Origin of the sequence: Halomonas sp. HG01 (assembly GCF_000968715.2) — a bacterium.
Taxonomy (GTDB): domain Bacteria; phylum Pseudomonadota; class Gammaproteobacteria; order Pseudomonadales; family Halomonadaceae; genus Halomonas; species Halomonas halophila.
Genome location: NZ_CP022134.1, coordinates 3201302 through 3222610 on the forward strand (window position 1 = coordinate 3201302; position 21309 = coordinate 3222610).

20 protein-coding genes are annotated in these 21309 nt (G+C 69.2%); 5 read left to right on the forward strand and 15 right to left on the reverse strand.

What is annotated here, in order from left to right; genetic code table 11:
* Positions 1-81 precede the first annotated feature (81 nt).
* Together rsmD and UN84_RS15145 are read left to right on the forward strand one after the other, a co-directional pair.
* Positions 82-747: a 16S rRNA (guanine(966)-N(2))-methyltransferase RsmD gene (gene rsmD, locus UN84_RS15140; RefSeq protein WP_046078391.1), complete on the forward strand. Its 666-nt coding sequence runs from the start codon at positions 82-84 to the stop codon at positions 745-747.
* A 79-nt stretch (positions 748-826) separates the two neighbouring features.
* A complete protein-coding gene (locus UN84_RS15145) occupies positions 827-1036 on the forward strand; it encodes a cell division protein ZapB (protein WP_035592757.1) in 210 nt (69 codons plus the stop codon).
* A 39-nt stretch (positions 1037-1075) separates the two neighbouring features.
* Here the strand turns inward: UN84_RS15145 and rimI are convergent, their stop codons facing one another.
* The 8 genes from rimI to UN84_RS15185 all read right to left on the reverse strand — a co-directional run bounded on the left by rimI (position 1076) and on the right by UN84_RS15185 (position 9256).
* Positions 1076-1534: a ribosomal protein S18-alanine N-acetyltransferase gene (gene rimI / locus UN84_RS15150; protein ID WP_046078392.1), complete on the reverse strand. Its 459-nt coding sequence runs from the start codon at positions 1532-1534 to the stop codon at positions 1076-1078.
* Positions 1527-2378, reverse strand: coding sequence for a hypothetical protein (locus tag UN84_RS15155; protein ID WP_046078393.1), 852 nt, complete (start codon positions 2376-2378; stop codon positions 1527-1529). Before UN84_RS15155 ends, rimI begins: the two co-directional genes overlap by 8 nt.
* Entirely contained in the window at positions 2375-2686 is a 312-nt protein-coding gene (locus UN84_RS15160; RefSeq protein ID WP_035592761.1) for a BolA family protein, read from the reverse strand. The genes UN84_RS15155 and UN84_RS15160 overlap by 4 nt, the downstream gene beginning before the upstream one ends.
* A gap of 29 nt (positions 2687-2715) precedes the next feature.
* Entirely contained in the window at positions 2716-4128 is a 1413-nt protein-coding gene (locus UN84_RS15165) for an MFS transporter (RefSeq protein WP_046078394.1), read from the reverse strand.
* A 73-nt stretch (positions 4129-4201) separates the two neighbouring features.
* Positions 4202-4588, reverse strand: a complete 387-nt coding sequence (locus UN84_RS15170) for a hypothetical protein (RefSeq protein ID WP_035592764.1) — start codon at positions 4586-4588, stop codon at positions 4202-4204.
* A 340-nt stretch (positions 4589-4928) separates the two neighbouring features.
* On the reverse strand, positions 4929-6464 hold the full coding sequence (gene lysS / locus UN84_RS15175; protein ID WP_035592765.1) for a lysine--tRNA ligase: 1536 nt from the start codon (positions 6462-6464) through the stop codon (positions 4929-4931).
* Between the two features lie 162 nt (positions 6465-6626).
* Positions 6627-7725 (reverse strand): peptide chain release factor 2 gene (gene prfB, locus UN84_RS15180; RefSeq protein ID WP_107181109.1). Its coding sequence is split into 2 segments (ribosomal slippage): positions 6627-7649 and positions 7651-7725, totalling 1098 coding nucleotides; the frame shifts between segments, so codons are not numbered across the junction.
* Positions 7726-7909: 184 nt separating this feature from the next.
* A complete protein-coding gene (locus tag UN84_RS15185; RefSeq protein WP_046078395.1) occupies positions 7910-9256 on the reverse strand; it encodes an OmpP1/FadL family transporter in 1347 nt (448 codons plus the stop codon).
* 267 nt (positions 9257-9523) lie between these two features.
* On the opposite strand from UN84_RS15185, the gene UN84_RS15190 reads away from it, so the two are divergent.
* From UN84_RS15190 to UN84_RS15200, 3 genes are all read left to right on the forward strand, one after another.
* Positions 9524-9976, forward strand: coding sequence for a MerR family transcriptional regulator (locus UN84_RS15190; protein WP_046078396.1), 453 nt, complete (start codon positions 9524-9526; stop codon positions 9974-9976).
* Entirely contained in the window at positions 9973-12552 is a 2580-nt protein-coding gene (locus UN84_RS15195) for a heavy metal translocating P-type ATPase (RefSeq protein WP_173835025.1), read from the forward strand. The genes UN84_RS15190 and UN84_RS15195 overlap by 4 nt, the downstream gene beginning before the upstream one ends.
* A 130-nt stretch (positions 12553-12682) precedes the next feature.
* Positions 12683-13102 carry a VOC family protein gene (locus UN84_RS15200; RefSeq protein WP_046078399.1) on the forward strand — a complete coding sequence of 140 codons (420 nt, stop codon included), beginning with the start codon at positions 12683-12685 and terminating at the stop codon, positions 13100-13102.
* Between the two features lie 377 nt (positions 13103-13479).
* Here the strand turns inward: UN84_RS15200 and UN84_RS15205 are convergent, their stop codons facing one another.
* From UN84_RS15205 to trmD, 7 genes are all read right to left on the reverse strand, one after another.
* The gene (locus UN84_RS15205) at positions 13480-15282 is read right to left on the reverse strand and encodes a DHH family phosphoesterase (protein ID WP_046078400.1); all 1803 of its coding nucleotides are present in this window, start codon (positions 15280-15282) and stop codon (positions 13480-13482) included.
* 119 nt (positions 15283-15401) lie between these two features.
* On the reverse strand, positions 15402-16790 hold the full coding sequence (gene thrC / locus UN84_RS15210; RefSeq protein ID WP_046078401.1) for a threonine synthase: 1389 nt from the start codon (positions 16788-16790) through the stop codon (positions 15402-15404).
* Positions 16791-16879: 89 nt separating this feature from the next.
* Positions 16880-18196: a homoserine dehydrogenase gene (locus UN84_RS15215; RefSeq protein WP_046078402.1), complete on the reverse strand. Its 1317-nt coding sequence runs from the start codon at positions 18194-18196 to the stop codon at positions 16880-16882.
* 72 nt (positions 18197-18268) lie between these two features.
* Complete coding sequence (locus tag UN84_RS15220) at positions 18269-19009, reverse strand: DsbC family protein (protein WP_046078403.1); 741 nt, start codon at positions 19007-19009, stop codon at positions 18269-18271.
* A 3-nt stretch (positions 19010-19012) separates the two neighbouring features.
* Complete coding sequence (xerD, locus tag UN84_RS15225) at positions 19013-19918, reverse strand: site-specific tyrosine recombinase XerD (protein WP_237022330.1); 906 nt, start codon at positions 19916-19918, stop codon at positions 19013-19015.
* A 111-nt stretch (positions 19919-20029) separates the two neighbouring features.
* Positions 20030-20386: a 50S ribosomal protein L19 gene (gene rplS, locus UN84_RS15230; protein WP_035592776.1), complete on the reverse strand. Its 357-nt coding sequence runs from the start codon at positions 20384-20386 to the stop codon at positions 20030-20032.
* A gap of 153 nt (positions 20387-20539) precedes the next feature.
* Positions 20540-21304, reverse strand: a complete 765-nt coding sequence (trmD, locus tag UN84_RS15235) for a tRNA (guanosine(37)-N1)-methyltransferase TrmD (protein ID WP_035592778.1) — start codon at positions 21302-21304, stop codon at positions 20540-20542.
* Positions 21305-21309: the final 5 nt, after the last annotated feature.

The window sequence follows — 21309 nt, forward strand, 5'->3', positions numbered from 1 at the left end:
AGCCTCGCGGGTGAACGAATCGCCACATCCTACCATCGCGCACCATGACTGTGGACAAGGCGCCCGCTACAATCGGCGCCCATGAGCCGACGACGCCCCTCCTCCCGTTCCTCGACGCCTGCCCGCGGCCGCGGCAAGCAGGCGACTTCCCGCCCCGCCGGGCAGCTGCGCATCATCGGCGGCGAACATCGCCGCCGCCGGCTGCCGGTGCTGGACAGCCCGGGCCTGCGCCCCACGCCGGACCGCGTCCGCGAGACGCTGTTCAACTGGCTGGGCATGGCCACGCCCGGCGCCCGGGTGCTGGACCTGTTCACCGGCACCGGCGCGCTGGGCCTGGAGGCCCTCTCCCGCGGTGCCGCCGAGGCGACGCTGGTGGAGCGCGACGCGCGGGTCGCCCGGGCGCTGTCCGATAACCTGGCGACGCTTGGCATCGCGTCCGCCGAGGTCAGCGTCGCCGATGCGCTCGGCTATCTCGAGGCCGGGCTCGCCGAGGAACGGTCGCCCTTCTCGCTGGTGTTCCTCGACCCGCCCTTCCGCCAGGGCCTCGCCGCGCCCTGCTGCCGCGCGCTCGAGGCCGGTTGGCTGGCGGCGGACGCCTGGATCTACGTGGAGACCGAGTCGGAGCTCACGCCGGCGGTGCCGAGCGGCTGGCGGCTGCATCGCGAGGTGCGGGCCGGCGACAGCACCGGGCGGCTCTATCACCGCCCGGACACGGCCGGCGCGTCGCCCGACGACGACGCTTGCTGAGCCCCCTCCACGGCGTTAGTCTGCCGCTGCAGGACGCCAATCACGGGCCCCGCCCCGCCGACATCGTCAGGAGAAACGGATGAGCATCGAACTCTTCAACCAGCTCGAACAGAAGGTATCCAGCGCCGTCGAGGCACTGGAATTGATGAAACTGGAAGCCGAGGAGCTGCGCGAGGAAAACGCTCGCCTCAAGCAGGAGCGTGAGGAATGGGAGCGTCGCCTGTCCGCGCTGCTGGGCAAGTTCGACGATGTCGAGACCGGCAACACCGCCGAACAGCAGGCCGGCTGACGTCCCGGACCGCTCCGCCCCTGGCCGGTCCGTCGTTCGTCAGGCCAGGGGGAGAGACATCAGCAACGCGTCCTCGCGTTCGGTGCCGGCCAGCGGCGGATAGTAGCCGCGCCGGCGCCCGTCTTCCGCGAATCCCGCCCGCCGATACAGCGCGATCGCCGCGGCATTGCCTGCCCTGACCTCCAGCAGCAGCCGCTCGGCGCCCCCTTCGCGGGCGCGTTCGACGACCGCGGCCAGCAGCCTTCCCGCCAACCCCTCGCCGCGCCGTTCCGGTGCGATGAGAATGCTCTCGAGCTCGGCATCGAAGGGCTGACGCGACACCACCGCGTGGCCGATCAGCCCTGCCGCATCTTCCAGCCCCAGCACCGCGTATTCCGCCGCCGCCAGCGCCTGCTCGAGCCGCGTCGCCGACCAGGGATGAGCCTGGCCGCTCGCCTCAAGTTCGATCAGCGCCGAAAGATCGGGAAGGCCCAGCGCGCGCAGGCGAGGCTCAGGCATCGCCTTTCGCCTCGCCCTGAGCCTCACCATTCCACTCACGACGCCAGTCGAGCAGCCGCGGCCAGAGATCGCGCTTGGCCTCGGCGCTTCCCCCCAGGGTCTCCAGCGCCGGCCCCTGCCAGGCCGGCAGGTCCAGAGCCGTCGAGCGCCCGTCGTCGATCGCCAGCACCCGCGTCAGGGTGGCGTCGTCACCGAATACCAGCAGCCGTTCCGGCGCCCAGCCGCGACGCGCGCGGCCGGCCAGGAAGGCCCCGAGCCCCTGGCGCGCCTCGTCCAGCGGCGCCTGCACCTCCAGGCCTTCGATCTGGGGCCAGTGGAAGGGTTCGAAGGCCGGCGCATGCTCCGGGGTGACACCGGCGGCCCGCAGCAGGTTGACCAGCAGCCGCTGCGCCAGCGGCGAGGGGGACGCCTCGCCGGGCTGTACCACCAGCCAGCGCCCGTCCAGGCAGGCCACCTGCAGGGCGAAGCGCAGGGCCTCCCGGGACTCGTCGGCGGCAGCCTCCCGGGCAGGAGCCGACGCGACGGGCGGCGGCGTCTCCTCGGGAGCCGCCTCGGGCACCAGCCCGCCAAGCAGCGCACGCGCCTTGCGCTCGCCCGGCGGCGGACGCACGGGCGCCTCCGCCGCGGGCGACGCGGGGACGGTCGGTGCAGGAGACGCCTCCGCGGGCGCGTCCAGCAACGCCTGAAGGCGCTCGCCGGGCGCCTGCCGGGCGCCATCGTCCGGCGTCGGCAGCTCCCACTCGCAGGCCTCGGTCTCTCGGGCGTTGGGCAGCCGGTAGCGCGCCGTCCAGGCCGTCAGGCCCATGGCCTCCAGGTACTGCAGCCGCTGGGGCTCGGTGGTCACGACTGACCGCCGCCCCGGCAGTTCGGGGAGTCCGGGCGCGCTGCGCCGCGGGCCTGCCACTCCTCCGGGGTGTAAGGGTGCAGCGCCAGGGCGTGCACGGGGCCGGCCAGCTCGTCGGCCAGCAGCGCATAGATCTGCTGGTGACGCTTGACCGGCATGATGCCGGCGAAACGCGGCGACACCACGGTCACCTTGAAGTGGGTCTCGGAATTCGGCGGCACATGGTGCATGTGGCTCTCGTTCTCCACCGTCAGGTAGGTGGGCTCGAGGGCCTGGAGCTTGTGCTCGATGGTCGACTGGATGCTCATCTCGGCGTTCCGCTGGTGAGTGTCGGGGATCATTGTACGCTTTCGGCCGCGGCGCGACGACGGGCGCGCAGCGCCTCGCCGGCCAGCGAGACACGCCCGAGGCTGGCCAGCAGCGACAGGCCGGTGGCCGCCATGCCGGCCCACAGCGTCGCTTGCACAGGTGCCCCGGCGGCCAGGCAGGCGCCGACCAGCGCCACGCCCAGGGACTGCCCCACGGTGCGCGTGGTGCTCATCACGCCGGAGGCATTGGCGCTCTTCTCGGCCGGCACGCTGCCCATCAGCTCGCGATTGTTGGGCGGCTGAAAGAAGCCGAAGCCGAGCCCGCACAGCGCGGTGCGCCACAGGCAGTCGATCACCTCGGCGTCGGCATCGAGCATCGCCAGACTGCCCAAGCCGATCATCAGCAGCACCAGGCCCGCCGAGCTCAACAGGCTGGGGTTGAAACGATCGGCCAGCCGACCGGCGAGCGGCCCGGCCACCATGATCGTCAGCGGCCAGGGGGTGAACAGCCAGGCGGTCTCCAGCGGCGAGAAGCCCATCTCCTGCTGGTAGAGGAAGGACAGGGCGACGAAAGCCAGCCCCTGGCCGACGAAGGCCAGCCCCTGGGAGGACACCGCCAGGCTGAAGCGGCGCTCGGCGAACATCGACAGCGCCATCAGCGGATAGGGCGCGCGGCGCTGGCGGGCCAGGAAGGCGGCGCCGGCGATCAGGCTGAGGGCAAGCCAGCCCAGCGTCTCGAGACCGGGGAGCTCGGCGCCGTTGCCGTCCATGGCCACGAAGAAACCGCCCAGCGTGACCATGGCCAGCAGCGCCCCCCAGCCGTCGAAGCCGCCGCGGCGGCCCGGCTCCCTGGGCAGCGCCCGCCAGGCCAGCACGACCGCCCCCATCGCCGGCAGCGCCGGCAGCGCGAACAGCCACGGCCAGCGGGCCACCGAGAGGATCGAACCGCCCAGCGCGGGTCCCGCGGCGTAACCGATGCCCACCACCAGCGAACTCAGCCCCAGGGCACTGCCCAGCAGCCGCGAGGGAAAGATGGCGCGATACAGCGAGGGCCCGATCGACAGCGTCGCCGCCGCCGCCACGCCCTGCAGGGCGCGGAACGCCAGCAGCGCCTCCAGGCTGCGCGACAGCGCGCAGCCCAGCGCGGCGACGGCGAACAGCACCAGCCCGCCCATGTAGATCCGGCGCCGGCCGACCAGCTCGCTCAGCGCGGCGAAGACCAGCAGGAAGGCCGCGCAGGTCACCTGGAAGAGGTTGGTCACCCACACCGCGTCGGCCGGCGCCACCTCGAGATCGGCGGCGATGGAGGGCAGCGCCAGGTTGACCATGGAGTTGTCCATCACCGCCATGGTGGTGCCGAGGATCAGCGCCAGCACGGCGAGACGGCGTTCGGAACCCGGCAGGCCATCGTCACCGGGGCGGTTCGAGAAGAGTCGGCTCATGTGTGATCGTCGCTGACAAGAAAACCGGCCGAAGCCGGTTTTCTCGAGGTTTACCTGCCGGATGGAAGCAGAATCAGTCCTGGTCCGTTTCCAGCAGCAGATTATCGTCCACTTCGGCCACTTCCAGGGCCGCCTCGTCATCGAGGTCGACGGCCAGGTAGCTGTACTCGAAGTGCAGGAAGCGCTGGAACAGCGCCCAGTCGAGGGTCTCGGGCCACTGACGCTCGTCTTCTTCCCAGGCGCGCAGCTCGGTCTCGAGGATCTCGAGATAGCGCTCGCGGACGAAGGCCTCGAGGGCCTCGGGGGTATCCATCTCGGGGATCAGATAGACGGTGCTTTCCCTTTCGACGTCGCCGAGCGAGAGGTCGTCGTCACCCAGGGTGGGCTCCAGGGCGTTGACCCAGTCGACGAAGTGCTGGGTCGGCCTGACGCTCAGGGCGGAACGGTTGAGCAGTTTCATCACGGTCTCCTCGACGTCGAAACGCTGCCATTATGGGTGCCAGGAGCGCTCCTTACCAACACTTCCCAAACAACCTGACTGCGCTGGGGCCAAACAAACGTCTTCCAGCACGCGGAAGGCAGCGAGCTAGACCAAGTCGGCGACGTCGGCTGGCACAGGGCAACGCGAACACGCTGTGAACCCTTCCCTGGGCGCTCCCTTCTTCCTGCTGCGCTGTCGCATCCTGCTTCGCTTGCAGGGCCTGGGGTGACCATCCGTGGTCACCCCGTTCGGCTATCGCCTCACCCCTGAAGAAGGAGGTTCGCTTATCCCCGTGCCAGCCTTGGAACGTCGGACCGTGTCAGTCCACCTGCGGGCGCATGGCCGGGAACAACAGCACATCCCGGATCGAGGCGCTGTCGGTCAGCAGCATCACCAGCCGGTCGATGCCGATGCCCTGGCCGGCGGTCGGCGGCAGGCCGTACTCCAGCGCGCGCACGTAGTCGGCGTCGTAGTACATGGCCTCGTCGTCGCCGGCCTCCTTCTCGGCCACCTGGGCGGCGAAGCGTTCGGCCTGGTCCTCGGCGTCGTTGAGCTCCGAGAAGCCGTTGGCGATCTCGCGGCCACCGACGAAGAACTCGAAGCGCTCGGTGACGAAGGGATCGCTGTCCTTGCGACGCGCCAGCGGGCTGACCTCGGTCGGATAGTCGGTGATGAAGGTCGGCTGCTGCAGGCGATGCTCGACGGTCTTCTCGAAGATCTCGATCTGCACCTTGCCCAGGCCCCAGCCGTCCTTGACGTCGATGTCCAGGCGCTCGGCGATCTGGCGCGCGGCGGTCTCGTCGGCCAGCGACTCGGCATGGATGTCCGGGTTGTACTCGAGAATGGCGTCGAACACGCTCAGCCGGCGCAGCGGCTGGCCGAAGTCGTACTCGTAGCTCTCCAGCACCTCGCCCTCGGCGTCGCGCACGGTGTTGGTGACCACGGTGCTGCCCAGCACCCGCTGGGTGACCTCGCGCAGCATGGCCTCGGTCAGATCCATCAGGTCCTGGTAGTCGGCGTAGGCCTGGTAGAACTCGACCATGGTGAACTCGGGGTTGTGCCGGGTCGACAGCCCCTCGTTGCGGAAGTTGCGGTTGATCTCGAAGACGCGCTCGAAGCCGCCCACCACCAGGCGCTTGAGATACAGCTCCGGCGCGATGCGCAGGTACATGTCGATGTCCAGCGCGTTGTGGTGAGTGATGAAGGGCCGGGCCGTGGCGCCGCCGGGGATCGGCTGCAGCATCGGGGTCTCGACTTCCATGAAGCCGTGATCCTCGAAGAAGCGGCGCATGGCGCTGATCACGCCGGCGCGGGTCTGGAAGACCTCGCGCGAATCCGGGTTCATGATCAGGTCCACGTAGCGCTGGCGATAGCGGGCTTCCATGTCGGTCAGGCCATGGAACTTGTCCGGCAGCGGGCGCAGGCTCTTGGTCAGCAGGCGCGCCTCTTCCATCATCACGTAGAGGTCGCCCTTGCCCGACTTGTGCACCGGGCCGCGGCCGGCCACGATGTCGCCGATGTCCCAGCCCTTGATGTCCTCGAGCACGTCCGCCGGCAGGCCCTTCTTGTCGACGTAGAGCTGGATCTGGCCGCTGGCGTCCTGGATGACGATGAACGGTCCGCGCTTGCGCATGATGCGCCCGGCCACGGCCGCGGGACGCGCCAGCGCCTCGAGCTCGGGCTTGTCCTTGTCGCCCAGCTCGGCGGCCAGTTCGGCGGCGGTGCTGTCGCGACGGAAATCGTTGGGGAAGGCACTGCCGCCGTCGGTGGCGGCGCGCTCGCGGCGCTCGGCCAGCTTGCCGCGGCGCTCCGCGATCAGGTGGTTCTCGTCCTGGGAAGTGTCCTGGTTAGCCATGTCGCTACCTGTTAAATCATGGTGTCGAATACAGAGACATCTCACCTAGAGCCGCGCGAGCGACGCCGAGACAAGGCGCCCCTCGGACAGAGCGCGGAGTTGACGAGTCGTCAATGAGCATCTCTGGCCGAGGGGCAACGCCGTATCGGCGAGCGCAGCAGGCTATAGGCCTTGTTTGAGGCTCGCCTCGATGAACGGGTCCAGATCGCCGTCCAGCACCTTGTCGCAGTTGCTGGACTGCACGCCGGTGCGCAGATCCTTGATGCGCTGGTCGTCCAGCACGTAGGAGCGGATCTGGCTGCCCCAGCCGATGTCGGCCTTGGAGTCCTCGGCGGCCTGCTTGGCCGCGTTGCGCTTCTCCATCTCGTGTTCCCACAGCTTCGCCTTGAGCTGTTTCATGGCGAAGTCGCGGTTGGCGTGCTGGCTGCGCTGGCTCTGGCAGGCCACCACGATGCCGGTCGGCTCGTGGGTAATACGCACCGCCGAGTCGGTGGTGTTGACGTGCTGACCGCCGGCGCCGCTGGAACGATAGGTATCGACACGCAGGTCCGAGGGATTGATCTCGATCTCGAAGCTGTCGTCCACCTCGGGCGACAGGAACACCGAGGCGAAGGACGTGTGGCGGCGGCCGCCGGAGTCGAACGGGCTCTTGCGCACCAGGCGGTGAACGCCGGTCTCGGTGCGCAGCCAGCCGAAGGCGTACTCGCCCTGGATATGCACGGAGGCGGACTTGATGCCCGCCACCTCGCCGGCGGAGAGCTCGGTGATCTCGGCCTTGAAGCCGTGATGCTCGGCCCAGCGCAGGTACATGCGCAGCAGGATGTTGGCCCAGTCCTGGGCCTCGGTGCCGCCGGAACCCGCCTGGATATCGAGATAGGCGTTGTTCTCGTCCATCTCGCCGGAGAACATGCGCCGGAACTCGAGCTTCTCGAGGCTCGCCTGGAGGTTCTCCAGCTCGCGCTGGACCTCCTCGACGGTGCCCTCGTCCTCCTCCATCTCGGCCAGTTCCAGCAGGTCCTGGCTGTCCGCCAGCCCCTGGTCCAGCTCATCGATGGTGGCGACGATGGCCTCGAGGGTCGCCCGTTCCTTGCCCAGCTTCTGGGCATGGTCCGGATCGCTCCAGACGTCGGGGTCCTCGAGCTCGCGGGTGACTTCCTCTAGCCGATCTTTCTTTTCGGCATAGTCAAAGATACCCCCTCAGGACGTCTGTCCGCTCAGACAGGTCCTTGATGAGGTGGTTGATCGGATTGGTTTCCAGCATGGGGTTCGCCTGAATCCAAGGGAGATGAGGCGCGCGCCGGCGCCGGGCGCCAGCGGCGGAGAAAAGACGAGCATTGTAGCGAAATGCGCCGCCAGCGGCCATCCCGCGCGGCGGCACAAAGACGGCGACCCGGCCGGTGGCCGGGTCGCGCGAGGCGGAGCGTCCGCGGTGTCTGACAAGGCGGCTAGAAGCGATAGTCCACCGACAGCGCGAAGACGTCGGCTTCCACCTCGTACTCACCGGACAGGTTACCGCGACTGGTGTTCTCGTTGGTCAGGGTGGCGTCCTGGTCCATCTCGACGTCGTCGCCGAAGATGCGCAGATAGCCGGCGGTGATGCCGAGGTTCTCGGTCGGCTGGTAGGTGGCACCGAGAGAGGCCCAGCGGCGATCGGCGTCCGGCACCCGCGGGGTGCGATGCCGTGCATCCGGCACCGGGGTCTGGTCGATGCCAAGGCCCCCGCGCAGCGTCCATTGATGCGTCAGCGCGTAGTTCGCCCCCACCGAGAAGGCCCAGGTATCGTCCCAGTTCTCGGTGGTGGTGCTATCCGGCGTATTGTCGTTGAACTCGACAGTCAGCTCGTCGAAGCTGCTCCACTCGGTCCACTCGGCGTTGGCCATCAGCGCCAGCCGATCGGTCAGCTGGTGATAGACGCCCAGATTCAGGTTGGCCGGCGTGGTCAGCTCCGCCTTGCCACCGCCATTGGTGAAAGTATTCGTCAACTGGGCACCAGCCAGCGCTTGCTGGCCGGCGGCGCTATCGGAACTGAAATCGACGTCACCATCGAGCGTCAGATCGATCTCCGAGCGATAGCTGACGCCGAAGCGGGTGCGCTCGGTAGCCTGGAAGAGGGCGCCGAGGGTATAGCCATAGCCCCAGTCGTCTCCTTTGACTTCAGCCATGGCATTTGCCGCCCCAGCCGCCATCGGATTCCCCCCGATCGTTGCCATGTCCAGTGCATTGGACAAAGTCGCATCCGCGTACTGGGCACGCAGCCCCACGGCCAGATTGAGCCGCTCGGTGGCGCGATAGTTGAGCGTCGGCTGGATATCGATCGTCGTCAGCTCGGTCTCCACGGCGTGGTAGCGACCGATCCAGTCCTCGTCGTACTTGGTAGAAAGGCCGTAGGGCGAGTAGATCGCTAGCCCCAGGTCCCACTGATCGTTCAACTGCGTCTTGGCGGCGAAGCTCGGCACCCAGGCGGACTCACCCCCCTCGCCGGAGGCGCCGGCCGTGTACGGGATGCCGGCCACGTTCGAAGCCTCGGCGTCGTGCAGCTCGAAGGTGGCATCGATATAGGACACGCCGCCGGCGATCTGATTGCCGTCGATGTTGCCGATGGCGGCCGGGTTGTAGGCCATGAAGCTGACGTCCTCGGCACCGGCGGCGGTGTTGGAGAAAGCGTTGGCCAGGGTCTTGGCGCTTTGCTCGCGCACCTGGAAACCCGCGGCGGAGGCCTGGGCGGAAACGAGCGCCGCGGAGGCCAGGGCGACGGCGGCGGCGAGCTTGCGAGACGTGAAAGGCAGGGGCATGGCGCGGCTCCTAACGTTGCTGTTGTTATGGTGATGACGCGGCTGCCCGACAGTGTCGTCAGAACTCATCGCAAGGATCAAGGACAAACGACCGTTTAAATCCGATTTTTCCTAATACTTTGGTGGCACGCTCGTTTCATCTTCATGCGCAACAATGACTTGCCTTCTCATCCTGCCCACCCTTCCGAGCCCTGCGCCTCCATCTTGACCCTTGTGTAACCCAAGGGTTTTACACTCTGAGTATTCCCTTATCAGGAGACGCAAGGCATGAAGGTCAGCGAACTCGCCCGCCAGGCCGGCGTCACCGCCGAGACCGTGCGCCACTACACTCGCGAGGGGCTGCTGCGACCCGAGCGGAACCCGGACAACGGCTACCAGCTCTTCGACGATGCCGACCTGCGCCGGCTGCGTTTCATCCAACGCGCCCGCACCCTGGGCTTCGGCGTCGCCGAGATTCGCGAGATCCTCGAGCAGTCCGACCACGGCGACTCCCCCTGCCCGCTGGTGCGCGATCTGCTGGCCCGGCGCCTGCCGGAGATCCGCCACCGCATCCGCGAGCTCGAGGCCCTGGCCGAGCGCATGGAGGAAGCGCTGGCAGCCTGGGAGCACCTGCCCGACGGCATCCCGGACGGCCACAGCCTGTGCCGCCTGATCGAGAGCTTCCCCGAGCCGCTGGAGCCTACCAACAGGAAAGCGGCGCCCAAGGAGACATCGTCATGAGCACAACGACACGCCTCGAGCGCACCGTGCCCGGCATGAGCTGCCAGGGCTGCGTGAAGCGCATGCGCGAGGCCATCCAGGCCGAAGACGCCGAGGCCGAGGTCACCGGCACGCCGGCCGAGCATCGCCTCCAGGTCACCTCCTCGCTCGGCGATGCCGAGCTCGACCGCGTGCTCGCGGACGCCGGCTATCCCGCCGAGACGTCGTCCATCGAGCCGACCGCCAACGCCGAGACCAATGCCGAGCCGGCCCCCGACTCCGCGCCGGAACCGGCGCCGACATCGACGGCGGCGTCCGCTGGCGACGGCGCCACCACTCAACGCCTGTCGATCACCGGCATGACCTGCGCCGGCTGCGTGAAGAGCGTGCAGCAGGCGCTGGAGCGCACGCCGGGGGTCGAATCGGCCACGGTCAACCTCGGCAACCACACCGCCCAGGTACGCGGCAGCGCCGACACCCAGGCGCTGATCGACGCCGTGGACGCGGTGGGCTACGGCGCCGAGCCGATCCTCGACCTGCGCCAGGCCGAGCAGGTCCGGGCCGAGCGCGACGTCGAGGAGTATCGCCGCCGGCTGCGCGGCAGCGTCCTGTCGCTGGCATTGGCCGTGCCGCTGATGGTCAGCATGTTCGTCTACCATCCCCAGCCGCTCGGCGCCGGGCGCTGGTTCTGGCTGACAGTGGGCCTGCTGACCCTGGCGGTGATGGCCGGGCCCGGCCGGCACTTCTTCCGCAACGCCTGGAAGAACCTGCGCCATCACCAGGCCAACATGGACACCCTGATCGCCATGGGCACCGGCACCGCCTGGCTCTACTCCATGGCGGTGGTGGCCTTCGCCGAGGCCCTGCCCGAAATGGCCCGCGGCCTCTACTTCGAGGCCTCGGCGATGGTGATCGGCCTGGTGCTGCTGGGCAACGCCCTGGAGCTGAAGGCCAAGGGCCGCACCAGCGACGCCCTGCGCCGCCTGCTCGACCTGCAGAGCCGCACCGCCCGGGTGATCCGCGACGGCCAGGAGCAGGAGGTCGAGATCGACGAGGTGCGCGAGGGCGACCGGCTGCGCGTGCGCCCCGGCGAGCGCCTGCCGGTGGACGGCGAGGTGCTCGAGGGCGAGAGCCATCTCGACGAGTCCATGCTCACCGGCGAGCCCGCTCCGGTAGCCAAGGCGGCCGGCGACGAGGTCAGCGCCGGCACCGTCAACGGCCAGGGCGGGCTGGTCTATCGGGCCACCCGAGTCGGCGCCGACACCCGGCTCGGCCGCATCACCGAGCAGGTGGCCCGCGCCCAGGCCTCGCGGCCGCCCATCGGCCGGCTCGCCGACACTATTTCCGGCATCTTCGTGCCGTCGGTGATGATCATCGCCGTGCTCACCGCGCTGATCTGGTTCAACGTCGGCGCCGAACCGCGGGTGCTGCACATGCTGGTCACCGCCAGCACCGTGCTGATCATCGCCTGCCCCTGCGCACTGGGCCTGGCCACGCCGATCTCCACCATGATCGGCGTCGGCAAGGCCGCCGAGCACGGCGTACTGGTGAGAAGCGGCGAGGCGCTGCAGACCGCCAGCCATCTCACCACCCTGGTGGTGGACAAGACCGGCACTCTCACCGAGGGCAAGCCGCGCCTGACCGAGGCCGAAGTGCTGACGGGCGACGAGCAGGAGGCACTCGGCTGGGTGGCGGCGCTGGAGCGCGGCTCCGAGCACCCGCTGGCCACCGCCCTGCTCGCCCACGCCGAAGCGCAGAACGCTGAAGCGGCCGAGATCCAGGACTTCACCAGCGTGACCGGCGGCGGCGTGCGCGCCCGCACGGCCGACGGCCGAACGCTGCTGCTGGGCAACGCCCGGCTGCTCGAGGAGGCCGGCATCGATCTGGCCTCGGGCCAGGCGCGCGTCGCCGAGCTCGAGGGCCAGGCGCGCACCGTGGTCCAGCTGGCCGTCGACGGCGAGCTCGTCGCCCTGTTCGGCGTCAGCGATCCGCTGCGCGCCGATGCCAGGGCCGCCGTCACGCGCCTGCGAGACGAGGGGCTGACCCTCGTGATGCTGACCGGCGACAACGCGCACACCGCCCGCGCCATCGCCGACGAGGTCGGCATCGACGAGGTCCGCGCCGGGCTGCTGCCCGAGGACAAGCACGCCGAGATCGAGCGGCGCCAGGCCAACGGCGAGACGGTCGGCATGGTCGGCGACGGCATCAACGACGCCCCGGCCCTGGCCCGCGCCGACGTCGGCTTCGCCATCGGCCAGGGCACCGACGTGGCCATCGAGAGCGCCGGCATCACCCTGATGCGCGACTCGCTGCACGGCGTGGCCGACGCCATCGCCATCAGCCGCGCCACCCTGACCAACATCAAGCAGAACCTGGTGGGCGCTTTCGGCTACAACGTGCTCGGCATCCCCATCGCCGCCGGCGCGCTCTACCCGCTGACCGGCAGCCTGCTGTCGCCGGTGATCGCCGGCGCCGCCATGTCGGCCTCGTCGATCACCGTGGTCGGCAACGCCAGTCGCCTGCGCTGGTTCCGCCCCCAGGGGGTCGCCGCGCCCGACGAGACCTCTTCTTCCGGCAAACAGGAGGCATCCGCATGAGCTGGATCGTCAATCTCGCCGGCCTGGCGCTGATCGCCCTGATCGCCTGGTGGTTCTGGGGCCAGCGTTGACCGACGCCCGGGACCGCCGGCGCTACGCTTAAGAGACGAAGCCAAAGGGAGGATCCCCGATGCCCGAACTCAACGGCGTGCTGGAAACGGCCCTCTACGTGGCGGACATGCCCCGGGCCCGGCGCTTCTTCGAGACGGTGATGGGGCTCAGCCCCTTCAACGCCGACCATCGCTTCACCGCCTATGACGCCGGCGCCGGCACGGTGCTGCTGCTGTTTCTCGACGGCGAGACCAGCGAGACGGTGGTGCTGCCCGGCGAGATGGGCACCATCCCGCCCCACGACGGCGCCGGCCGGGTGCACATGGCCTTCGCCATCGCCGCGCCGGCGCTGCCCGACTGGGAGGCCCAGCTGGGCGAGCACGGCGTCGGGATCGAGGGCCGCACCCACTGGCCGCGAGGCGGTGAGAGCGTGTATTTCCGCGACCCCGACGGCCACCTGCTGGAGCTGGCCACGCCGGGGGTATGGCCGACCTACTGAGGCCGCTCTCGGGAAAGCGTGCTCTTTATTCGACCGCGACCCGACGGCCACCTGCTGGAGCTGGCGACCCCTGAGGTGTGGCCAACCTACTGAGGCCGCTCTCTGGAGAGCGTGCTCTTTATTTGGCCGCGACCCCGACGGCCACCTGCTGGAGCTGGCCACGCCGGGGGTATGGCCGACCTACTGAGGCCGCTCTCGGGAAAGCGTGCTCTTTATTCGACCGCGACCCGACGGCCACCTGCTGGAGCTGGCGACCCCTGAGGTGTGGCCAACCTACTGAGGCCGCTCTCGGGAGAGCGTGCTCTTTATTCGACCGCGACCCGACGGCCACCTGCTGGAGCTGGCGACCCCGGGGGTATGGCCAACCTACTGACCGCTTAACGCACCGGCGCGGCGTGCTCGACCATCAGCTGCAGCGATTCGCGGCCGCGCCAGCGGTTGCGGTTGAGCTTGTAGGCGCAGTGCAGCCGGTCGCCGACGCCGAAGGCCGGCACCTCGCCCGGGGTCAGCGCCCGGAACCAGATCGCCCTGGTCGACACCGGGCCGGCCGAGAGCTCCATCATCAGGTGATTGCCCTCGGCGCCCACCGGGCGCAGCGACTCGACCAGGAACTCGCCTTCGAACAGCGGCGGGTCGAACTCGCGGCCGTAGGGCCCGAGCGCTTCCAGCTCGTCGAGGGTGGCGAGGCTCAGCTGGGCCGGTGCCAGTTCGCCGTCGGTGAAGACCCTGGGAAACAGCTCGGTGTCGCCGAGCTGCTCGCGAACCGCCTGCAGGAAGGCGGTGCGGAAGGCCTCGAGGGATTCCACCGGCACGCCGACGCCGGCGGCGCCGCGGTGGCCGCCGAAGCGCGGCAGCGCCTCGGGGGCGAGCTCGAAGGTGCGCTGCAGGGCGTCGCGCAGGTGCAGCGCCTCGATGGAGCGCCCCGAGCCGGTCAGCATGCCGGCCTGGGCGGCCGGGGTCAGCACCAGGGTCGGCCGACCGAAGGCCTGCACCAAGCGTGAGGCGACGATGCCCTGCACCCCGGGATGGCCATCCTCGAGATAGACCACCAGCGCCGGCGCGTCGTCGGCGAGCTGCGGCCGGGCCAGTGCCCGCGCCTGCTCGGCCATGTCGGCCTCGATGGCCTTGCGCGACTGGTTGTCCTGGTCGAGCGTTTCCAGATGCCGCGCCGCCGTGGCGTCGTCCGCCGCGAGCATGAAGTGCAGCGCGGCGTAGGGATCGTCGAGCCGCGAGCGGGCGTTGATCCGCGGGCCCATCTGGAAGGCCAGGGTCTCGGCGTCGAAGGGCACGCTGTCGGCGCCCAGCCGTTCGGCCATGGTCCGCCAGCAGGCCGCCTCCATGCGATTGATCAGCGCCAGTCCCTGGGTGACCACGGCGCGGTTGGCGGCACTGCCGCCGAGCGACACGCAGTCGGCCACGGTGCCCAGCGCCACGTAGGACAGCCAGGGCGACAGCTTGGGCGTGGCGGCCGCCAGCACGCCCCACTCGATCAGCACCGACCGGGCCAGCGACATGGTCAGCCAGGCGACCATGCAGCCGGCAATGGTCGGGTCCGGGTAGTCACAGTCGTCGCGGGTCGGGTTGACGGTGGCGAAGGCCGAGGCCGGCGGCCCCTCCACCGGCAGTGCGTGGTGGTCGCTGACGACCACGTCGATGCCGGCGGCCTTGAGCCGGGCGATGCGCGGCTCGTCGCTGCTGCCACAGTCGGCGGTGATCACCAGGCTCGGCCGCGGCGAGAGCTTCAGCGTGCGCTCCACCAGCGGCAGGCTGATGCCGTAGCCGTCGTGGATGCGGTGGCCGATCAGGCTGTGCAGCCTGTCTTCCGGCACGCCGAACAGCTCGTTCAGGGTGCGCCGGATCACCACGTGGGAGGTGATGCCATCGACGTCGTAGTCGGTGAGGATGCCGATGTGCTCGCCCTCGACCACCGCCTGGGCGATGCGCTCGGCCGCCGGGCGCGCGTCCTTGAGCCGCTCGGGGTGCGCCAGGTGGCGAAGGCTCGGCGACACCAGCGGCGCAAGCTCGCCGGCATGACCAGACAGACGCCCGGCCAGCACGCGGGCCTGCAGCGGCGTCAGCCCCTCCGCCAGGGCACGGGCCTCCAGGGCCTCGTCGCGGGGGCGCGGCAGGATACGGGTCGTCAACGCGTCTTCGGATACGGGCGTCGGGGTAGCGTCCACGGAAACTCCTGGAGATGACGGCAAGACGCCCGGCGAACCGGGCGTCATGGGGGCAACGGTGATACCGGGGAACCGCCGGAGACGGGCGCCCCCGGAGCGGCCTGCGAGCCGGGACCGACTCAGCGCCGGTTGTCGGCCACGAACTGCTGCACGGCGGCGAGCTCGGCCGGCAGCACGCTGTAGCGCTCCTCGCGCTCCAGCAGGTCGTCCATGTGCGGCGGCAGCGGCACGCCCGGGAAGCCGGCCTTGACCACCGCCTCGGCGAACTTGGCGGGATGCGCGGTGGCCAGGGTGACCATCGGCACGCTGCCGTCACCGCGCTCGCGCTCGGCGGCGCGATAGCCGGTGGCGGTGTGCGGGTCGAGGATCTCCTGGGTGCGGTGATGGGCCTCGCGGATCACTTCCAGGATGGTGGCGTCGTCGATGCTGTGGCTGGCGAACATCTCGCGCAGCCGCGCCAGCGGCGCATCGGCCAGCGCCGAGGGCTCGTCCTGGAAGCGCTCGAGCAGTTCGGCCACGGCCGCGCCGTCACGCTGATAGGCCTCGAACAGCAGACGCTCGAAGTTGGACGACACCACGATGTCCATGGACGGCGCCAGGGTCGCGACCAGTTCCTTCCTGGAGAAGTCGTTGTCGGCCAGGGTGCGGTGCAGGATGTCGTTGGCGTTGGTGGCGATCACGAAGCGCTCGACCGGCAGGCCCATGCGGTAGGCCATGTAGCCGGCGAAGACGTTGCCGAAGTTGGCCGACGGCACGCAGAAGCTCACCTTGCGGTGCGGCGCGCCGAGCGCCACGGCGGAGGCCACGTAGTAGACGATCTGGGCCATGATGCGCGCCCAGTTGATCGAGTTCACCGCCACCAGCCGAGTGCCGTTCAGGAAGTCCTGGTTGGCGAAGCTGGCCTTGACCATGGCCTGGGCGTCGTCGAAGTTGCCCTCGATGGCGACGTTGAACACGTTGTCCGCCAGCACGGTGGTCATCTGGCGACGCTGGACCTCGGACACCCGCTCGTGGGGGTGCAGAATGAAGATGTCCAGGTTGTCGCAGTGGCGGCAGCCCTCGATGGCGGCCGAGCCGGTGTCGCCGGAGGTGGCGCCCATGATCACCGCACGCTCGCCGCGCTTCTTGAGGAAGTGGTCGAGCAGCCGGCCGAGCAGCTGCAGGGCCACGTCCTTGAACGCCAGTGTCGGGCCGTGGAACAGCTCGAGCAGGAAGTGGTTGGCATCGAGCTGGTTCAGCGGCACCACGGCGTCGTGGCTGAAGGTGGCGTAGGCGTCGCGAACGATCTCGCGGAAGGTGTCGTCGTCGATCTCGCCGCCCACATAGGGCTGCATCACCCGGAAGGCGATCTCGGCGTAGGAGCAGCCAGCCATGTCGGCCAGCTGCTCGTGGCTCAGCTGGGGGACGGTCTCGGGCACGTAGAGGCCGCCGTCGCTGGCCATGCCGGTGAGCACGACCTCCTCGAAGGAGAGCGCGGGCGCCTGCCCGCGAGTACTGATATAGCGCATCATTCCACTCCGTGGGACTCGAGCTACGGGCTACGGGCTACGGGCATATCGCTGCCCGCCGCCCGCTGCCCGAGGCACGCGGCCGATGGTTATTGATTCTCTTCCAGCGACTCGACGCGAATGCGAGTGACGGAACCGGCGATGTCGGCCATGGCCTCGATCTTGCGGATCGCCTCGTTCATGTGCTTCTCGCGGGTGCGGTGGGTCATCAGGATGATCGGCACCAGCTCGCCCTCGGTCGCCTCCTTCTGGATCAGCGCCTCGATGGAGATGCCTTCCTCGGAGAGGATGGTGGCGACGCGAGCCAGCACGCCGGGACGATCGACCGCCAGCAGACGCAGGTAGTAGGCGGTGCTGATCTCTTCCATGGCCAGGATCGGCGGCTGGTCGGCGTTCTCGCCGATGCCGCTGAAGGCCAGGTAGGGCACGCGGTAGTGGTGGTCGGTGGCGATGTCGCGGGCCACGTCGAGCACGTCGGCGACCACCGCGGAGGCGGTCGGCTCGGCGCCGGCACCGGCGCCGTAGTAGAGGGTCGGGCCCACGGCGTCGCCCATCACGGCGATGGCGTTCTTGACGCCGTGCACGTTGGCCAGCAGCCGCTCCTTGGGAATCAGCGTCGGATGCACGCGCAGCTCCAGACCCTCGTCGGTGCGCTTGGAGATGCCCAGGTGCTTGATGATGTAGCCCAGGTTGTCGGCCTGCTCGACGTCCTCGGCGGTGACCCGGGAGATGCCCTCGGTGTAGGCCTTCTCGAACTGCAGCGGCACGCCGTAGGCGATGGAGGCCAGGATGGTCAGCTTGTGGGCGGCGTCGATGCCTTCCACGTCGAAGGTCGGGTCGGCCTCGGCGTAGCCCAGCGCCTGGGCCTCGGCCAGCACGTCCTCGAAGGCGCGGCCTTCGTCGCGCATGTGGGTGAGGATGAAGTTGCCGGTGCCGTTGATGATGCCGGCCAGCCACTCGATGCGGTTGGCGCCCAGACCCTCGCGCAGCGACTTGATTACCGGGATGCCGCCGGCCACCGCGGCCTCGAAGGCCACGATCACGCCCTTCTCGTGGGCGGCCTGGAAGATCTCGTTGCCGTGCACCGCGATCAGCGCCTTGTTGGCGGTGACCACGTGCTTGCCGTTCTCGATGGCGGTCAGCACCAGCTCGCGGGCCACGTCGTAGCCGCCGATCAGTTCGACGACGACGTCGATGTCGGGATTGGCCGCGACCTCGAAGATGTCATGGGTCGTCTTGATGCCGGTGACGTCACACTCGGGGTTCGGCGTGCGGAAGGCCACCTGCTCGATGACGATCGGACGCCCCGCCCGACGGGCGATCTCGTCGGCGTTGCGCGTCAGTACGTTGAAGGTCCCGCCGCCGACGGTGCCCAGGCCACAGATTCCCACTCTCACCGGTTTCAATGTCTTTCCCCTCGTTACTGCTTGGTGTCTCAGCGATGTTCGGCCCGAAGGCCCGCGCGCTCGATGGCGCGCCTATTCGTCGTTCAGGCCCAGCATGGTCGCCAGGCGTTCGGCCGGCACGTAGCCGGGCACCAGGCGCCCGTCGGGCAGCACGATGGCCGGGGTGCCCTGCACGCCCAGCTGCATGCCCAGATGATACTGTTCCTCGACCGGATTGTCGCAGCTTGCGTTGCCTTCGAGCGCCTCTTCGCGCTTGGCCGTCGACATCGCCTCGCTGGGATTGTCGGCGCACCAGACCTGCTGCAGCTCACGGGCCCCCGGCGAGCTCATCCCGCCGCGCGGAAAGGCCAGGTAGTCGACTTCGATACCCATCTCGTTGAGGCGCGGCACCTCCTCGTGCAGGCGGCGGCAGTAGGGGCAGGTGGTGTCGGTGAACACCGTGACCCGCGCCTTCGGCTCGTCGGTGCCGCGGAAGATCACCCGCTCCTCGTCAGGGATCGCCGCGACGCGGGCGGCCCGCTCGGCGTTGCGCGCCTGCTCGGAGAGGTTCACCAGCCCTCCCTCGGCGTTCTCGTAGAGGTCGCCGACCAGGAAGTAGCCGCCATCGGCATCGGTATAGAAGCGCTCGCCGGTTTCCAGTCGCACCGCGTAGAAACCCGCCAGCGGGGTCTCCTCGATATGCTCCACCGGCATCTGCTGGCCGTCGACCTCGAGACGTTCGGTCAGCCGCTCGATGGCCGGGTCCTGGGCCAGGGCGGGGAGTGACAGAGCGGCGAGCATACCGCCGGCGACAACACGGGAGATGGGTCTCATGATTCAGCCTCGGGGATGATGATCGGCGTGCAGGACCTCGAGCCGGGCCTGCGCGACATGGGTATAGATCTGCGTGGTCGACAGGTCGCTGTGACCGAGCAGCAGCTGTACGACACGCAGATTGGCCCCATGATTCAACAGATGGGTGGCGAAGGCGTGGCGCAGGGTGTGCGGCGACAGCGGGCGATCGATGCCGGCGACCAGGGCATGGGCCTTGATACGGTGCCAGAAGGCCTGGCGCGTCAGGCAGGCGTCACGCCGACCGGGAAACAGCGCCGGCCGAGACGGGTCGTCCATCAGCGCCGCACGCCCGGTACGCAGGTAGCGCGACAGCCAGTCCACCGCCTCTTCGCCGAGCGGCACCAGGCGTTCCTTGTCGCCCTTGCCGCGCACCCGCACCACGCCCTGGCGCAGGTTGACGGCGTCGGTGGTCAGCCCGACCAGCTCGCTGACGCGCAGCCCGGCGGCATAGAGCACCTCGAGCATGGTGCGATCGCGCAGCCCCAGGTCGCTGCCGAGGTCCGGCGCGGCCAGTAGCCGCTCCACCTCGTCCTCTTCCAGGGTGTCCGGTAGCGACGGCCGGGCCGGCGGCAGCTTCACCTCGGCGATCGGGTCGTGGTCGATGCGCCCCTCGGACAGCGCCCAGCGGTAGAAGCGTCGCAGGCTCGACAGCAGCCGGGCATTGCTGCGCAGCTTGTAGCCGTCGTCACGCCGGGCGTCGAGCCAGGCCGGCAGGGCCTCGGCGCCGGGCGCCAGCAGCGTGGCGTTGCGCCCGTCTAGCCAGGCCGCCCAGGCGGTCAGGTCACGGCGATAGGCCGCCAGGGTGTTGTCGCTGGCGCCCTCTCCCAGCCACAGGTCATCGAGGCAGGCCTCGATCAGCGCCAGGGCCTCGTCAGCGATGGTCGTCATGGCGTTCCTCGCCCCCTGAACGACGAAACCCCGCCCCGCGACTGCGGTGACGGGGTTGCGATGTCACGCGGACTGACAAGCCGCGTCACCACTGGCCGGCGAGGCGTCGCCTCAGGCCAGCTTTTCCTTGATGCGGGCGGACTTGCCGCTGCGCTCGCGGAGGTAGTACAGCTTGGCCTGGCGAACGTCGCCGCGGCGCTTGACGCTGATGGAGTCGACCAGCGGGCTGTAGGTCTGGAAGGTCCGCTCGACGCCGACACCGTGGGAGATCTTGCGCACGGTGAAGGCGGAGTTCAGGCCGCGGTTACGCTTGCCGATGACGACGCCTTCGAAGGCCTGCAGACGCTCGCGGCTGCCTTCCTTGACCTTGACCTGGACGGTCACGGTGTCGCCCGGGGCGAATTCCGGCACTTCCTTGCTCATCTGCTCGGCTTCGAGCGCCTGGATCACCTTGTTCTTGCTGCTCATGACTTAACTCCTCGATAACATACATGATTCGCCGATCCGGCAGTGGATGGCCGACGAATCGTGATCCCGGCGCTCGAATGCCTCGACGCGCGGGAGTCCTGTTGGTGACGCAGGTCACCGCCTCTCGTGGCGTGTCCTGCACCTCCGCCCGGCCTAGTCGCCTTCGGCCGGCACGTACTCCTCGATGAACTCCTTGAGCAGAGCCTGCTGCTCGGCGTCCAGCGTCCTGCCCTCGAGCAGGTCGGGTCGCCGGAGCCAGGTCCGCCCCAGGGACTGCTTGAGCCGCCAGCGCCGGATGGCGCCATGGTGGCCGCTGAGCAGGACATCCGGCACCCGCCGCCCGTCGATCACCTCGGGGCGCGTGTAGTGCGGACAGTCCAGCAGTCCGTCGTTGAAGGAGTCCTCGACCGCGGAATCCTGATGGCCCAGCACGCCAGGCACCAGCCTTGCCGCGGCATCGATCAGCACCATCGCCGGCAGCTCGCCGCCGCTCAGCACATAGTCGCCGATCGACCATTCTTCATCGATGTCGGCTTCAACGACCCGTTCATCGATGCCTTCGTAGCGTCCGGCCACTACCACCAGGGGTGGGCCTTCCGCCAGCTCCTGCGCGCCGCGCTGATCCAGCTGACGCCCCTGGGGCGAAAGATAGATCACCTTCGGGCGTTGCCCGGTGGCGTCCTCGGCCCGCTCGCGGGCATCGTGGATGGCCGAGCGCAGGGTGTCGACCTTCATCAGCATCCCCGGTCCGCCGCCGTAGGGGCGGTCGTCCACGGTGCGATGCCGGTCGGTGGCGTAGTCCCGGGGATTCCAGAACTCCAGGGCGATCTGCCCCTTGTCCACCGCTCTGCCCGTCACGCCCTGACGGGTCAGCGCCTCGAACATCTCGGGGAACAGCGATACCACACCGACCCACATGGAGG